The following is a 14,910-nucleotide window of genomic DNA, read 5'->3' as shown; positions in this document are numbered from 1 at the left end:
GGGACGGGCGGTCACGCCCGGACGCCGCCGGGATCACGCGGCGCCGTCGCCCCCGTTCCCCGAAGGGCCGGCCGTACGACGGCCGACCTCAGGAGCAGCGGGTCCGGATGCAGCAGGGCCCCGGTGGGAGGTTCCACCGGGGCCCTGCTGGGAGTGCTGTGTGCGTCAGTCGCGCGGCGCCTGCGGCCGCCCACCCTCGGACGGTCGCCCACCCTCGGAGGGACGCCCGCCCTCGGACGGTCGCCCACCCTCGGAGGGCCGTCCGCCCTCGGCCGGACGGCCGCTCGTGGTCAGCTCGCGGTGCGGGTCGGCCGAGGCCAGCCCGCGCTCCTCGCCGCGCTGCTCGAGCTCGACAGCGGCGGGCTCCTCGATGGGCGAGAAGAACCCGCGGATGGCGCGGCGGGCACCGCCCACCTGGTTCATCTTCTTGGGCACCGGAGCACCGCCGTAGGCGAGCTCGCCGTGACCGTGGTGGTCGACCGGGCCGAGCGGCTGGTGGACCTCGATGAACTCACCGTGCGGGAGCCGGCGGATGACACCGGTCTCGATGCCGTGCTCGAGGACCTCGCGGTCGTGCTGCTGCAGACCCAGGCAGATCCGGTAGGTCACCACGTAGGCGATCGGCGGCAGGATGATCAGGCCGATGCGGCCGATCCAGGTCATCGCGTTGAGGCTGATGTCGAACTTGTCGGCGATGACGTCGTTGCCGCCCGACAGCAGCAGCACGAGGTAGAACGACAGCGCCATGACGCCCAGCGAGGTCCGCACGGGGACGTCGCGCGGGCGCTGCAGGAGGTGGTGCGAGGCGGTGTCGCCGGTCAGCTTCCGCTCCAGCATGGGGTAGGCCGCCAGCAGCGTGAAGAGGATTCCGGGCAGGACCAGCGTCGGGAAGAACAGTGCCGGGATGTTGTAGTTGCCCGGCAGGTAGATGTCCCAGGCGGGGAACAGTCGCGTCGACCCGTCGAGGAACATGACGTACCAGTCCGGCTGCGACGCCGCGGACACCTGCGCGGGGTTGTACGGGCCCCACAGCCACACCGGGTTGATCTGGACCAGCCCGCCGAGAGCGGCGACGACACCGAAGACCACGAGCAGCAGCCCGGTCGCCTTGCCGGCGAAGGCCGGGAAGAGCCGGTTGCCGACCACGTTGTGCTCGGTGCGACCCGGGCCGGGGAACTGCGTGTGCTTCTGCTTGACCAGGATCAGCAGGTGCACCGCGATCAGGCCGAGCAGGATCGCCGGGATCAGCAGCACGTGGACGATGTAGAACCGGCCGACGATCAGCTCACCGACGTAGTCGCCGCCGAACACGGCCCAGTGCGCCCACGTCCCGATCACCGGGATCGACAGGATGATCGCGCTGATGATCCGGAGACCGGTGCCGGAGAGCAGGTCGTCGGGCATGGTGTAACCGGTCATGCCCTCGACCAGGGCCAGCACCAGCAGCGCGACACCGATCAGCCAGTTGGTCTCCCGCGGCCGGCGGAAGGCGCCGGTGAAGAAGATCCGCAGCATGTGGACGACGATCGAGGCGACGAAGAGCAGGGCCGCCCAGTGGTGCATCTGCCGGATCAGCAGACCGCCGCGGACGTCGAAGGAGATGTCCAGCGTCGAGGCGTAGGCGATCGACATGTCGACGCCGCGCAGCGGCGCGTACGCACCGTCGTAGACGACCTCGGTCATCGAGGCCTGGAAGAAGAAGGTGAGGTACGTGCCGGTGAGCAGCAGGATGATGAACGAGTAGAGCGCGATCTCGCCGAGCAGGAACGACCAGTGGTCGGGGAAGACCTTGTTGAGCGTCCTGCGCAGGGGGCCGGCGACGATGAGCCGGTCGTCGACCTCGAGAGCGGCCTTGCCGAGGAGCGTCTTCGGCGCCCCCGGCGCGGTGGCGTTACGAGCCATCAGATGCGCTCCCGGTTCCAGTAGGTGGGACCCACAGCCTCAATGTAGTCGCTGCGTGCGACGAAGAACCCCTCGTCGTCGACTGTGATGGGCAGCTGCGGGAGGGACCGGGTGGCAGGGCCGAAGATCGGCTTGGCGCCCTGGGTCACGTCGAACTGCGACTGGTGGCACGGGCAGAGGATGCGGCTGGTCTCCTGCTCGTACAGCGACACCGGGCAGCCGGCGTGCGTGCAGATCTTGGAGTAGGCGACGTAGTCGCCGTAGCCGAAGTCCTCCTGGCCGCTGCGCGGCACGGCCGACTCCTGCTGCGAGGGACGCAGCCGGATGAGCATCGTCGCGGCGTCGGCGAGCCGGTTGCCCTCCGGGACGGCCGGGAAGACCGTCTCCAGGGAGCCGGGCTCCTGGTCGCCGGGGCGGATCGGGGTGCCGTCGTCGCGGAGGAGGCGGACGCCCTCGGCCCACTCCGTGGTGCCCAGCGGGTCGCCCTCGTTGGGGTCCTTGATCAGGCCGCCGAGCGGGGCGACGAGCATGAGGCCCAGCCCGCCGCCCATGAAGGCCAGGGAACGGGTGATGAGCTTGCGGCGGGCCAGACCGCTGTCGTGCAGACCGCCGACGAGGGTGGCGCCGGTGGTCACCCGGTCGAAGTGGGAGCCGTCGTGCTTGTCCTGGACCGCGGTCTCGTGCGGCAGCAGCTTCTTGGTGTAGAGCACCAGCCCCACGCCGACGAAGGTGAAGGCCAGCGCCATGAGCAGCCCCAGCAGCGGCGTGTAGAGCACGCTGAACGAGCTGCTGCCCAGCTCCCACTGCCAGTCGGGCAGGAACCAGCCGGCACCGGCGTAGACGACGACGAACCCGAAGGCGCACAGCCCGGCGAGGCCGAACATGAGCCCGACCTGGCGGACGGCGCGCTTCTCCAGGGTCGAGCCGGGCTCCGGGCCCGGCTCGACGTGCAGGATCTCCACGCCGTCGTAGCGGGCGCCGAGCCGGTCGAGGTCCTCGCGGGGGATGGTCGCGAGCTGCTCGGGGGTGTAGTCGTCGTCCGGGCCGCCGTGCAGCGGGCCGGGGGTGTCCGCGCCACCGGTGGAGCCGGGGCGGGTGTCGTGCGTGCTCACGCCTTGCTCCCCATCCAGAAGATGCCGAACAGCAGCGCCGAGACGCCGACGACCCAGATGACCAGGCCCTCGCTCACCGGGCCGATGCGGCCGATGCCCGCGCCACCCGGGTCGGGCATGTCGGTGATCGTCTGGATGTAGTTGATGATCGACCGCTTCTCCTCCGGGGTGATCTGGTTGTCCCCGAAGACCGGCATGTTCTCCGGCCCGCTGAGCATGGCCGCGTAGATCTCGAGGTCGTTGGAGTCCTCGAGGCTGGGCGCGTACTTGCCGGAGGAGAGGGCGCCGCCCTCGCCGACGAAGTTGTGGCACTGGGCGCAGTTGAGCCGGAAGAGCTCGCCACCGAGGGCCAGGTCGCCGTCGCGCAGGTCACCGGAGGGCAGCGTGGGGCCGCCGCCGTTGGCCTGCACGTAGGCCATCAGCTGGTCGATCTCCTCGTCGGAGAAGATGGCCGGCTTGTCGGGGGCCTGCGCCTCCTGGCGCACCAGCGGCATGCGGCCGGTGTGCACCTGGAAGTAGACGGAGGCCTCGCCGACGCCGATCAGCGAGGGCCCGCGGTTGGGCACGCCCTCGAGGTTCTCGCCGTGGCAGCTGATGCAGCTGCGCTCGTACAGCTCGCGGCCGGCGGCCTCGGCGCTGGACTCGCTGCCCTCGTCGGCGGCCTGGGCCCCCGGGGCGAGGGTCGAGTAGAGGGCGCCGGTCAGGACGAGGCCGGCCATGAGCGCGGCGACGTTGGCGACCCGGCGCCGCTGCTTGGAGCGCCGCCGGGCACGGGCGGCGGCCGCCGGGGTGCCCTCGGCCGGACGCCGCGACCAGCGTGACCGGCGACGCGGCCCCTCGTCGGGCTGGGTGTCGGACTGCGGGTTCGTGGTGGACACCGGTTCCCTAGCGGATCAGGTAGATCGTGGCGAAGAGCCCGACCCACACGACGTCGACGAAGTGCCAGTAGTAGGAGACCACGATGGCCGAGGTCGCCTGTGCCGGCGTGAACCGGCCCATGGTGGACCGGATGAGCACGTAGACGAAGGCCACCAGGCCGCCGATGACGTGCAGCGCGTGGAACCCGGTCGTCAGGTAGAAGACCGAGCCGTAGGTCGAGCTGGAGATGCTGGTCCCGTGCTCGGTGACCAGCACGCGGTACTCGTTGAACTGGGCCAGGACGAACACCAGGCCCATGACGAAGGTGATGGTGAACCACCGGCGCAGGCCGTAGACGTTGCCGCTCTCCGCCGCGAAGACGCCGATCTGGCAGGTGACCGAGGAGGCCACCAGGATCAGCGTGAAGAACAGCGCGTACGGCAGGTTCAGCTCGGTGGGTTCCGGGGGCCAGCCCTCGGTCGCGCGGGCGCGCGCGGTGAAGTACATGGCGAACAGCCCGGCGAAGAACATCAGCTCGCTGGAGAGCCAGATGATCGTGCCGACGCTGACCATGTTCGGTCGGGTCAGGGAGTGCACCCGCGAGGTGTCGAAGGTGCTGCTCGCCACGGGGGCCGTTGTCACGACGCCCATCATGGCACCGGGTTCCGGAACACGACGACCGCGGGTGGGGTGGCGCGGCGGCGCCGTGACCGGCCCGAGACCGTCCCCCGATCGGGGGGCGCCCGCACCGGGCGGCGGGCGCTGCCGTCCCCGGCCTGCCACTAGGCTGCCGCAGGTGAGCGACGCGCCGGCCACCGTCCTGGTCTACAGCTCCCGGCCCGAGGTCCGCGAGGCCGTCCGCACCGCCGTCGGCCGCCGGCCGGCACCCGACGTCGGCCCGCTGACGTGGGTGGAGTGTGCCACCGGCGAGGACGTCGTCGACACCGTGGACGGCGGCGGCGTGGACCTGTGCGTCCTCGACGGCGAGGCCCAGCCCACCGGCGGTCTGGCGCTGTCGCGGCAGATGGTCGTCGAGGTGGCCGACCGGCCGGCGATCTGCGTCCTCATCGCCCGCCAGCCCGACCGGTGGCTGGCGCACTGGTCGCGCGCCGACGGCACGCTGGCCCTGCCGATCGACCCGCTGACCGCGCCGCAGGTCGTCGCCGGGCTGCTCCGCGACCGGTCGGGCCGTCGTCCCGTCTCCCGGTGAGGGCGGGCTCGACCGGGCCCACGTGGCCCGGCCTGCTGACGCGCCTGCTCGCCCGCGAGGACCTCAGCGCCGGGGACACGGCCTGGGCCATGCGCGAGGTGATGAGCGGCGAGGCCACCCCCGCCCAGGTCGCCGCGTTCGCCGTCGCGCTGCGGGCCAAGGGGGAGTCGCCCGAGGAGGTCGCCGGGCTGGCCGCCACCATGGTCGAGCGGGCGACGCCGGTGGACCTGCCGGCGGCCACGGTCGACATCGTCGGCACCGGCGGCGACGGCGCGCACACGGTCAACATCTCCACCATGGCCGCCGTCGTCACCGCGGCAGCCGGTGCCCCGGTCGCCAAGCACGGCAACCGCGCGGCGTCGTCGTCGTCCGGGGCCGCCGACGTCCTGGAGGCCCTCGGCGTCGTCATCGACCTCCCGGCGGCGGCCGTGGCCCGCTGCGTGCAGGAGGCCGGGATCGGGTTCTTCTTCGCGCCGGTCTTCCACCCGGGGTTCCGGCACACCGCCGCGGCGCGGCGGGAGATGGGCATCGGCACGGTCTTCAACTTCCTCGGGCCGCTGACCAACCCGGCCCGGCCGGTGGCCGCCGCGGTCGGGTGCGCCGACGTCCGCATGGCCCCGGTCCTCGCCGCGGTGCTCGCCGCCCGCGGCAGCCGCGCGCTGGTGTTCCGCGGCGACGACGGCCTCGACGAGCTCACCACCGCCACGACGTCGCGGGTGTGGGTCGCCCGGGACGGTGCGGTGACGCCCGTCCGGGTCGACCCGGCCGACCTCGGGATCGCCCCCGCCGGGCCCGACGCACTGCGCGGCGGCGACCCGGCGTTCAACGCCGACGTCTTCCGGCGGGTGGTGGGCGGTGAGCAGGGTCCGGTGCGCGACGCCGTGCTGCTCAACGCCGCGGCCGCGCTGGCCGCCTTCGACGAGCGGGGCGGCGAGCTGACGGCGTCCCTGGCGGCGGGCGTGGCGCGCGCCGCCGCGGCCGTCGACGACGGTCGGGCCGCGGCGCTGCTCGACCGGTGGGTGGCGGTCAGCCGGGCGGCCGCCGGCCGGTGACGCCCCGGGACCCAGCAGCGGAGGCCGTCAGCCGCTGGGTTCGAGGCCGAGGGAGAAGGCCGCCTCGAGGTCGTGCCGCGAGTAGGCGCGGAAGGCGATGTGCGTGTCGGTCTCGAGCACGCCGGGCACCTTGTTGATCCGGCCGGCGATCACCTCGGCGATCTGCTCGAACTCGCGGACCCGCACGATCGCGACGAGGTCGGCGTCGCCGGCGACGGAGTAGACCTCGCTGACCCCCTCGAGGTCGGCGATCGCCTGCGCCACCTCGCCGATCGCGTCGGTGGCCGCGTCGATCATCACGATGGCGGTGATCACGCCCGGGATGCTAGCGGCGCCGCGTCGGGACCGCCGGTCCCCACCGTGCCGGGGGCGAGCCGCTCGGGCCGCGACCGGGTGCCGAGCTGGCGGCCGTCGGCGAACGGGTCGCGCAGCGCGCGGCCGGCCTCCACCCGCGCGAGGAAGCCGCTCAGACCGCCGGTGCCCGGCGCCGGGCAGGCCAGCGTGCCGTGCACCTCGACCAGCCGGCTGCCCGGCTTCTCCATCCACCGCAGCACCAGCTCGGTCTCGTCGACCGAGGCGGCCAGCTCGCCGTCGGGCCCGGTGGGTGTCTCGGCGGTGGCGCGCAGGCCCGCCAGCGCGTCGCGGACCGAGGCCCCGCGCGCGGCGCCGCCGGCCGCCACCAGCCGGCCGCGCCGCACGACCGACAGGTGCCACCCGCCGTCGCCGTCGGGCCGCGCCAGCACCAGCTCGGGGACGCCGGCCAGCGACTCCAGGCGCTGCCGGCGGCGGACGGCACGCACCAGGACGGCGACCCGGTCGCGCAGCAGCGCGGCGTCCTCGAACCGCTCCGCGGCGGCCAGCCGGTCGACGCGGTCGAGCAGCGGGGCGACCAGCGCGTGCGGGTCCCCGGCCACCGCGGCGCGCAGCACGGCGGCGATCCCGGCGTACTCCTCGACCGACTGCGCGCCGGTGCAGGGGGCGCCGCAGCGGCCCATGCCCGCCAGGGCGCAGGCGGCGGTCAGCACCCGCGGGGAGATCCGGGACGTGCACTGCCGCAGCGGCAGCGACTCGTGGATGGCCGCGGCGGCCGCGGCGGCGGCCCGCCGGTCGGCGAACGGGCCGAGGAAGACACCGGCCCCCGGGCGCACCCGCCGCACCGCCGACAGGCGGGGGAAGGGCTCCTCGGTCAGCCGCAGCCACAGCGCCCGCTCGGGGAAGCGCGAGCGGCGGTTGTAGCGCGGCTTGTGCTCGGCGATCAGCCGCAGCTCCCGGACGGCGGCCTCGAGGTCGTGGGCGCAGGGCAGGGCGTCGACCCGCTGCGCCAGCGCGACCATCTCGGTCATCCGGCTGCGCTGCTCGCTGGAGGAGAAGTAGCTGCGCACCCGGGTGCGCAGGTCGTTCGACGTGCCGACGTAGAGGGGCTCGTCGCGGGGGCCGCGGAAGACGTAGACGCCGGGACCGGAGGGCAGGTGCTCGGCGAGGTGCCGCTTGCGGCGGCGCTCGGGGTCGACCTGGCGGGTCAGGCCGGTGAGCTCCTCGAGCGAGGTGACCCCCAGTGGACCGAGCCGTTCGAACAGGCCGTGCAGGACGTCGACGGTCGCGCGGGCGTCGGCCAGCGCCCGGTGGCACGGCGAGGTGGTGGCGGAGAAGAACGGTGCCAGGGTGGCCAGCTTGCAGTTGGGCACCTCGTCGCGGGAGAGCAGCCGGCGGGCGAGGACGGCGGTGTCCACCGACGCGGCCGCGGGCCAGGCGACGCCGTTCTGCGCGCAGGCGGCCCGCAGGAAGCCGAGGTCGAACGGCGCGTTGTGGGCCACCAGCACCGCGCCGCGGGCGAACTCCAGGAACGCGGGCAGCACCGAGCCGATCCGCGGGGCGGTGGCCACCATCGCGGTGGTGATCCCGGTCAGCACGCTGATGTAGGGCGGCACCTCGCAGCCCGGGTCGACCAGCGTCTGGAACTCCCCGACCACCTCCCCGCCGCGCACCTTCACCGCACCGATCTCGGTGATGGCGCAGTCCTTGGGCGAGCCGCCGGTCGTCTCCAGGTCGACGACGACGAACGTGACCCCGGCCAGCGGCGTCCCCAGCTCGTCGATCGTGCCCTGGTGGTGGAGGGGGAGCTCCCGGCCGGGGTGGGCGGAGGCCTGCGCGTGACGGGGCAGCCGGGACCCGGTGCCGCCGGGACGGGCGCTGGGAAGGGGCACGGCGGGACGGTAGGCCGGGGGTCGGACAGTCCCGGGGACGCACGCCCGTGGACCGTGTCTCGCCCGGCCGGGGGGGAGGGTGCGCGGACCTGTGGCGCGAGCCGCGGGCGGTGCGGCACGCTTCCGGTCCGGGCCACGGTGGTCCCGGCCAGGTCGAGGTGGTCCGATGCGCTCCCGCTCCCGGCCGGCCGCTCCCGGGCGGGCGGCGGCGCTGGTGCTCGCGGGCGCGGCGGCCCTGCTGGTGGCCGTCCCCCTGGCCGGCCCGGCGGCGGCGGCGCCCAGCGACCAGCCCGGCGGCACGAGCGGAGTGCTCGACAGCGAGGCGCTCGACCGGCTGCAGCAGCGCGCCGCGGAGGTCCAGGCCGACCTCCAGCGGCGCCAGACCGAGGTGGCCGCGGCCCGGCAGGCGCTGACCGACGCCGAGGCCGAGGTCGAGGCCGCGCGGACCGCGGTGGACGACGCCGAGGCGGAGCTGGCCCGCTACCGGACGGTGGTCGCGCAGTACGCCGCGGCGGCCTACCGCGACGGCGGCTCCCTGACGCCGCTCACCGTCCTGCTCGCCGGCGGGGACCCCGGTGACGTCGTGTCCGCGCTCGGCTACCTCGAGGCGGTCGACGCGCACACCGCCCAGGTCGTGGGCGAGGCCGAGCGGCAGCGGCAGGCGGCGCTGGCCGAGCGGGAGTCCGCTGACGGGGCGCTGGCGCAGGCGCGGGGCCGGGCCGACGAGCTGGCCGCGGAGGTGGCCGACCTGGAGGCGAGCGCGGCCGCGGTCACCGCCGAGCTCGACGCCGCGCTGGCCGAGGTCGACCGGCAGCTGGCCCGGCTGCAGCGGGAGCAGGCCGACGTCAACGTGCAGACGGCGGCCAACTGGCGGGCGCACCTCGGCCGGCTGGCCGCGGCCGGCGTGCAGTCGCCGCCGGCGGCGGCCCTCCTCGACCCGGTGGCCGGCCTGCCGGTCGGGCTGGCGCCGGTCGGCGCGGCCGCCGGGGGCGTCCAGCCGGGTACCGCGCAGCTGCCGCAGCAGCCGACGTCGCTGCTGGTGCTGCCCGCGGAGACGGTCGCGGCGGTCACCGCAGCGATGGACGCCCTGGGCAGGCCGTACGCCCCAGGGACGGCCGGTCCGGACTCCTGGGACTGCGGCTCGCTGGTCTCCTCGGTCTACGGTGCCGCCGGCATCGACCTGCCCGACGACCAGGCGGGGCTCTACGCGGTCACCACGCCGGTCGACCTCGCCGACGTCCTGCCCGGGGACCTGGTGTTCCCCGGCACGCCGGAGGCCGGTCTCGGCCACGTCGGCATCGCCCTGGACCGGCAGACGATGCTGGCCGCCGACGGCCGGGCCGGGGCGGTCGTCGTCCGGCGGCTGCCCGCAGACGAGGTGCTGCACGTCGGCCGGCCGAGCCTCGGGCCGCGGCCGGAGGAGCCGGCGCCCGGGCCGACCGGGGGCGCGCTGCCGGTCGAGTGCGGCAACCCCGTGTACCCGCCGAGCTCCTCCGGCGGCCGATCCTGGGGCGGCTACCCCAACGGGCTGATCCCGCCGAGCGCGCTGTGCCCGCTGGGCGTGTCCGGCCACGCGCTGCGCTGCGACGCGGCGGCGGCCTGGCGGGCGATGAGCGCGGCGTTCGCCGACGTCTTCGGCGAGCCGGTCTGCATCACCGACTCCTACCGCACCTACGCCGGCCAGGTGCGCCTCTACGGCGAGAAGCCGGCGCTCGCGGCGGTCCCCGGCACCAGCAACCACGGCTGGGGCCTGGCGGTGGACCTGTGCGGCGGCATCGAGACCTTCGGCACCCCGCAGTACGCGTGGATGGTCGCCAACGCCGGCCGCTTCGGCTGGCTGCACCCGACGTGGGCCGACCCGGGCAACGGCCGCGAGGAGCCCTGGCACTGGGAGTACGCGGGCGGCTGAGCCGGGACTGTCGGTGGTCGTCCCTAGCGTGCGCAGCAACCGACAGGGAGACCGTCCCGACCGCGGCCCGGCAGCGGGCGGCGCGGCCGGGACACCGGAGGGACACGGCCATGCTCATCGACTGCGACACGTGCACCGCGCGCGGCGTCGGCTGCGCCGACTGCGTCGTCACCGCCCTGCTGGGGGCACCGCCGGGGGAGCGGGACACCGCGCCCGTGCTGCTGCCGGTGCCCCCCGTCCCGGCGGCCCGCGGCACCGGCCCCGACGACGTCGTCCTCCCGCGACCCGGCGTGGTGGTGGAGTTCGACGACGTCGAGCGGCGCGCCGTCCGGGCACTCGCCGAGGGCGGTCTGGTGCCACCCCTGCGTCACCGGCCCTCGACGGCCGGGCGGGAGGAGGCGCGCGGCGGGCGGCCGGCCGGGCGTCGCCGCACCGGCTGAGCCGAGCCGGACGAGGACACACCGGGCGCCGCTGTGGACACCTCGGCACGCACCGGGGTGTCGGGATCGCCCACCGTGGGTGTTCTCACAGTCCCCGGGGGCCCCGTTTGTCACAACTGCATCACGTCCGTACTGTGGCCGCCGTTCGGCCGGGTGGTCGTCACCCGACACGAGGTGGCCTCGGCCGGACACCGCCGAGTCACCGGACGCCGCCCTCGGGCGGTCGCGAGGTGAGCCGGGGACCCACCGCAGCACTGGGGTGAGTTCTCGTGCGCGCCGGACCTCCTCCGGCGTGCGGAGATAGGGCACGTCTTCCCAGCCCGAACCCGTCAGCTAACTCGGTAGGCGGTTGCTGAGGAAGAACGGAGAGCCGCCGCCCGTGGCGACCCCCCGCCCTGCCCTGGGGCATGCGCGCGCACAGTCCACCGACCGCCGTACCGCCGGTCCCGTCACCGGCCCGCACCGCCGCCGCCCGCTGCTCCGCCGTCTCGGCCGGGTCGCGCTCGTGGGCACCACCGCCGGTCTGACGCTGGCCCTGCTGCCCGGCACCGCGACGGCCGACCCCGAGCAGGCCACCAGTCCCGAGCAGGCCGCCCAGCTCGCCGCCGACGCCGGTCACCGGCTCGAGGTCGTCAGCGAGCAGGTCAACGAGGCCCGCGAGGTGCTCGCCCAGCAGCAGACCGAGGCCGACGAGGCCGACCGGGCCGCCGCCGACGCGCAGACCCGGCTCGACGCACTGGACGGTCGGATCCGGCAGGTGGCCCGCACCGCCTACACCGGCGGCGACACCATGCCCGAGCTGGACCTGCTGATGACCAGCGCCTCCGCCGAGGACTTCGTCAGCCGGCTCGCCACGCTCGACCAGCTCGCCGGTCACACCACCGACGTCATGGCCGAGGTCGGCGAGGCCGCCGCCGCGGCGACGCGGGCACAGGCCGACGCCGAGGCCGCCGAGGCCGACGCCGAGCGCACCCTGGAGGACCTGAGCGCCCAGGAGGCGCGGCTCCAGGAGGACATCGCCGACTACCGCGAGCAGGTCGCCGCGCTGACCGCCGCCCAGCAGGAGGCAGCGGCAGCCGCGCAGCGGGCCCTGGCCGCGCAGCAGTCCGCGGGCACGGTCGGCGAGAGCGCCCCGGTGGCCGCGGCCCCGGCGGCGCCGACCGCTCCGGCGGCCCCGGCGGCCCCGGCGGCGCCGGCGGCTCCGGCGGCCCCGGCCGCTCCGGCCGCCGCGGCGGCTCCCGCCGCTCCGGCCCCGGCACCGGCCGGTGGGGGCAGTGCGGCGGCCCAGCGGGCGGTGCAGACGGCGCTGGCGCAGGTCGGCGACGCCTACGTGTGGGGCGCCGGCGGTCCCGACGCGTTCGACTGCTCGGGCCTGACGCAGTACGCCTACGCCGCGGCGGGGATCACCCTGCCGCACTCCAGCAGCATGCAGTCGCGCATGGGCACCGCCGTCTCGCGCGACGCCCTCCAGCCGGGTGACCTGATCTTCTACTACAGCCCGGTCAGCCACGTGTCGATGTACGTCGGCAACGGCCAGATGGTGCACGCCTCGACCTCCAGCGAGCCGGTGAAGGTCGTGTCGGTCGACTCCATGGGCGGCATCACCGCCATGCGCCGCATCGTCTAGCGGACGGCGTCCGGCGACGGCCCCTCCGGACGGAGTCGGGTGCCCGAGGGCCGGCGACCCACCCGGGTCGCCGGCCCTCGCCGCGTCCGCAGCGGGGGAGGACCGGAGCCCGGAGGACGCCGCCTAGGATCGGCCGGGTGAGCGGGGCGGGCCGGGGAGGCGCTCGCGCCGCCCTGCTGGTCGCGGCCGTGCTCGGTGCCGCGCTCGTGGTCGTCATCGCCGTCCGCACGCCGTGGACCCTGCTGCCCGCACCGCCGGGCGGCGCCACACCGGTCAGCGCCGACGCGGGGCTGCCCGCCGAGGCCCTCCGGCGGGCCGAGGCCCTCGCCGCGGACATCCGGCCCGCGTCGCTGGTGGGCCTGCTGCTCGGGCTCACCGCCTCCGCCCTGCTGGGTCTCACCCGGCTGGGCGGCCGGCTGGTGACCGCCGTCGCGCGGCCCCTCGGCGGGCGCTGGGTCTGGCAGGTGCTGCTCGGCACGGTCGCCCTGGTCGTCGTCGGCCGGCTGGCCACGCTGCCGGTGTCGGCCTACGGCGAGGTGGTGCGGCACCGCTACGGCCTGTCCACCCGTTCGTGGCCGCTGTGGCTGCGCGACGTCGCCGTCTCCACGGCCATCGACGCCGCCCTCACCGCGCTCGCCCTGCTCGTGCTCGTCGCACTGGCCCGTCGGGCGCCGCGCGCCTGGTGGGCGTGGGCGGCGGCCGGGGCGGCGGGGCTCGTGGTGGTGGGCTCCTTCCTCTACCCGGTGGTCATCGAGCCGGCGTTCAACAGCTTCGCGCCCCTGCCGGCCGGGCAGCTGCGCACCGACCTGCTGGAGCTGGGCGAGGAGAGCGGCACCCCGGTCGACGACGTGCTCGTCGCCGACGCCTCCCGGCGGACGACGTCGCTCAACGCCTACGTCTCCGGGTTCGGCTCCACCCGCCGCGTCGTCCTGTACGACACGCTGCTGGCCGACGTCCCCGACGACGAGGTCGAGTCGATCGTCGCCCACGAGCTCGGGCACGTGGCCACCGACGACGTCCTCACCGGCACGCTGCTCGGCGCGCTCGGCGCGGCCGCCGCGGTGGCCCTGCTCGGCTGGCTGCTCACCTGGCCGCCGCTGCTGCGGCGGGCGGGGGCGGACTCCCCGGGCGACCCGCGCGTGGTCCCGCTGGTCCTGCTGCTCGTCGCCCTGGGCTCGCTGGTGGGCACCCCGGTGCAGAACCTGGTCTCCCGGCACGTGGAGGCGCGCGCCGACCTGCACGCCCTCGACCTCACCGGGGACGCCGCGGCCTTCATCGAGATGCAGCGCCGGCTGGCCGAGACCAACGTGTCCGACCCGAGCCCGCCGGCACCGTGGCAGTGGTTCTTCGGCTCGCACCCGACGGCGGCCCAGCGGATCGCCCTCGCCGAGGACTGGCTGCGGCTGGACGACCGGTGAGCGCCCGGCGGACCCTCGTCGTCACCAACGACTTCCCGCCCCGGCAGGGCGGCATCCAGACCTTCGTCGCCGCGCTGCTCGCCCGGCGTCCGCCGGACTCCCTGGTGGTGCTGGCCTCCCGCTCGCCCGGCTGGGAGGCCCACGACGCGGCGCTGCCGTACGAGGTGGTGCGTCACCCGACCGGGGTGCTGCTGCCCACCCCGGGCGTGGCCCGCGCGGCGGCCGCCCTCGCCCGGCGGCACGGCTGCGACACCGCCTTCTTCGGCGCCGCGGCGCCCCTGGGCCTGCTCGCGCCGGCGCTCCGCGAGGCCGGGGTGCGCCGGCTGGTCGGCGCCACGCACGGCCACGAGACGGGCTGGGTCGCGCTGCCCGGCGCGCGGCACGTGCTGCGGCGCATCGCCGGCGGGCTGGACGTGCTGACCTACATCAGCGAGTACACCCGCGGCCGCCTGGCGCCGGCGCTCCGCGGGCGGGTGCGGCTGGCCCAGCTCCCGCCGGGGGTCGACGTCGACCGGTTCGCCCCCGCCGTCGACGGGACGGCGGTGCGCCGGCGGCACGGGCTGGGGGAGGGCCCGGTCGTGGTCTGCGTGTCCCGGCTGGTGCCGCGCAAGGGGCAGGACGTGCTGGTCGCGGCCTGGCCGGCGGTGCTGGCCCGGCACCCCGGCGCGCGGCTGCTGCTGGTCGGCGGCGGCCCGGACGAGGCGCGGCTGCGGCGTGCGGTGGCCGACCGCGGGCTGGCCGCCTCGGTGGTGCTCACCGGCCCGGTCGCGCCCGCGCGGCTGCCGGAGCACTACGCCGCGGGCGACGTCTTCGCCATGCCCTGCCGCACCCGCCGCGGCGGCCTGGACGTCGAGGGGCTGGGGATGGTCTACCTGGAGGCCGCCGCGTGCGGGCTGCCGGTGGTGGGCGGCACGTCGGGCGGAGCGCCCGAGGCGGTGCGCGACGGCGAGACCGGGACCGTCGTCCGCGAGCCCCGCTCCCCGGAGGCGGTGGCCGCCGCGGTCACCGCGCTGCTCGACGACCCGGCGCGGGCGCGGGCGATGGGCGCCGCCGGGCGGGCGTGGGTGGAGCAGCGCTGGTCCTGGACGACGATCGCGGCCACCTTCGCCGACCTGCTCGAACCGTGAGCCCCGCGGCGGGCCCCGTGCAGGGCCCGCCGCGATCGCACGAGCGGTGAG

The 14,910-nt window shown here is 75.8% G+C and carries 13 protein-coding genes and 1 riboswitch; of the genes, 7 read left to right on the top strand and 6 right to left on the bottom strand.

The window, feature by feature from the left end:
- Positions 1 to 165: 165 nt before the first annotated feature.
- From qcrB to ctaE, 4 genes are read right to left on the bottom strand one after another with little or no spacing between them, the layout of a single operon-like run.
- Positions 166 to 1,902, bottom strand: coding sequence for a cytochrome bc1 complex cytochrome b subunit (gene qcrB, locus JOD57_RS03480; RefSeq protein WP_204690616.1), 1,737 nt, complete (start codon positions 1,900 to 1,902; stop codon positions 166 to 168).
- On the bottom strand, positions 1,902 to 3,014 hold the full coding sequence (gene qcrA / locus JOD57_RS03475) for a cytochrome bc1 complex Rieske iron-sulfur subunit (protein ID WP_204690615.1): 1,113 nt from the start codon (positions 3,012 to 3,014) through the stop codon (positions 1,902 to 1,904). Before qcrA ends, qcrB begins: the two co-directional genes overlap by 1 nt.
- Positions 3,011 to 3,892: a cytochrome bc1 complex diheme cytochrome c subunit gene (gene qcrC / locus JOD57_RS26060; RefSeq protein WP_307824434.1), complete on the bottom strand. Its 882-nt coding sequence runs from the start codon at positions 3,890 to 3,892 to the stop codon at positions 3,011 to 3,013. Before qcrC ends, qcrA begins: the two co-directional genes overlap by 4 nt.
- Before the next feature lie 7 nt (positions 3,893 to 3,899).
- Positions 3,900 to 4,523 (bottom strand): aa3-type cytochrome oxidase subunit III, encoded by a 624-nt coding sequence (ctaE, locus tag JOD57_RS03465; RefSeq protein WP_204690614.1) that lies wholly within the window; start codon positions 4,521 to 4,523, stop codon positions 3,900 to 3,902.
- A gap of 145 nt (positions 4,524 to 4,668) precedes the next feature.
- Here ctaE and JOD57_RS03460 point away from each other — a divergent pair, with 145 nt between their 5' ends.
- The gene (locus JOD57_RS03460; RefSeq protein ID WP_204690613.1) at positions 4,669 to 5,082 is read left to right on the top strand and encodes a hypothetical protein; all 414 of its coding nucleotides are present in this window, start codon (positions 4,669 to 4,671) and stop codon (positions 5,080 to 5,082) included.
- Complete coding sequence (trpD, locus tag JOD57_RS03455; protein WP_204690612.1) at positions 5,079 to 6,134, top strand: anthranilate phosphoribosyltransferase; 1,056 nt, start codon at positions 5,079 to 5,081, stop codon at positions 6,132 to 6,134. The genes JOD57_RS03460 and trpD overlap by 4 nt, the downstream gene beginning before the upstream one ends.
- 27 nt (positions 6,135 to 6,161) lie before the next feature.
- On the opposite strand, the gene JOD57_RS03450 is transcribed toward trpD, so the two are convergent.
- Both JOD57_RS03450 and JOD57_RS03445 read right to left on the bottom strand, forming a co-directional pair.
- Complete coding sequence (locus JOD57_RS03450) at positions 6,162 to 6,449, bottom strand: Lrp/AsnC family transcriptional regulator (RefSeq protein WP_204690611.1); 288 nt, start codon at positions 6,447 to 6,449, stop codon at positions 6,162 to 6,164.
- Complete coding sequence (locus tag JOD57_RS03445) at positions 6,446 to 8,338, bottom strand: DEDD exonuclease domain-containing protein (RefSeq protein ID WP_204690610.1); 1,893 nt, start codon at positions 8,336 to 8,338, stop codon at positions 6,446 to 6,448. Before JOD57_RS03445 ends, JOD57_RS03450 begins: the two co-directional genes overlap by 4 nt.
- Before the next feature lie 166 nt (positions 8,339 to 8,504).
- On the opposite strand from JOD57_RS03445, the gene JOD57_RS03440 reads away from it, so the two are divergent.
- The 5 genes from JOD57_RS03440 (at position 8,505) to JOD57_RS26665 (ending at position 14,859) form a co-directional block, all read left to right on the top strand.
- Complete coding sequence (locus JOD57_RS03440; RefSeq protein WP_204690609.1) at positions 8,505 to 10,247, top strand: NlpC/P60 family protein; 1,743 nt, start codon at positions 8,505 to 8,507, stop codon at positions 10,245 to 10,247.
- 110 nt (positions 10,248 to 10,357) lie between these two features.
- Positions 10,358 to 10,687 (top strand): hypothetical protein, encoded by a 330-nt coding sequence (locus tag JOD57_RS03435; protein ID WP_204690608.1) that lies wholly within the window; start codon positions 10,358 to 10,360, stop codon positions 10,685 to 10,687.
- Between the two features lie 182 nt (positions 10,688 to 10,869).
- Positions 10,870 to 11,050: riboswitch (cyclic di-AMP (ydaO/yuaA leader) on the top strand.
- A 142-nt stretch (positions 11,051 to 11,192) separates the two neighbouring features.
- Positions 11,193 to 12,314 (top strand): C40 family peptidase, encoded by a 1,122-nt coding sequence (locus tag JOD57_RS03430; RefSeq protein WP_204690607.1) that lies wholly within the window; start codon positions 11,193 to 11,195, stop codon positions 12,312 to 12,314.
- A gap of 137 nt (positions 12,315 to 12,451) precedes the next feature.
- Positions 12,452 to 13,732 (top strand): M48 family metalloprotease, encoded by a 1,281-nt coding sequence (locus tag JOD57_RS03425; protein ID WP_204690606.1) that lies wholly within the window; start codon positions 12,452 to 12,454, stop codon positions 13,730 to 13,732.
- Positions 13,729 to 14,859: a glycosyltransferase family 4 protein gene (locus tag JOD57_RS26665; RefSeq protein WP_204690605.1), complete on the top strand. Its 1,131-nt coding sequence runs from the start codon at positions 13,729 to 13,731 to the stop codon at positions 14,857 to 14,859. The genes JOD57_RS03425 and JOD57_RS26665 overlap by 4 nt, the downstream gene beginning before the upstream one ends.
- Positions 14,860 to 14,910 lie beyond the last annotated feature (51 nt).

Source organism: Geodermatophilus bullaregiensis (assembly GCF_016907675.1).
GTDB classification, from domain to species: domain Bacteria; phylum Actinomycetota; class Actinomycetes; order Mycobacteriales; family Geodermatophilaceae; genus Geodermatophilus; species Geodermatophilus bullaregiensis.
This window is presented reverse-complemented; position numbering and strand designations above follow the sequence as displayed.

Excerpts from the sequence above, each read along its gene's own strand:
- JOD57_RS03435 (WP_204690608.1), top strand. The coding sequence starts at position 10,358 with ATGCTCATCGACTGCGACACGTGCACCGCGCGCGGCGTCGGCTGCGCC.
- ctaE (WP_204690614.1), bottom strand. The coding sequence starts at position 4,523 with ATGGGCGTCGTGACAACGGCCCCCGTGGCGAGCAGCACCTTCGACACC.
- qcrB (WP_204690616.1), bottom strand. The coding sequence starts at position 1,902 with ATGGCTCGTAACGCCACCGCGCCGGGGGCGCCGAAGACGCTCCTCGGC.
- JOD57_RS03440 (WP_204690609.1), top strand. The coding sequence starts at position 8,505 with ATGCGCTCCCGCTCCCGGCCGGCCGCTCCCGGGCGGGCGGCGGCGCTG.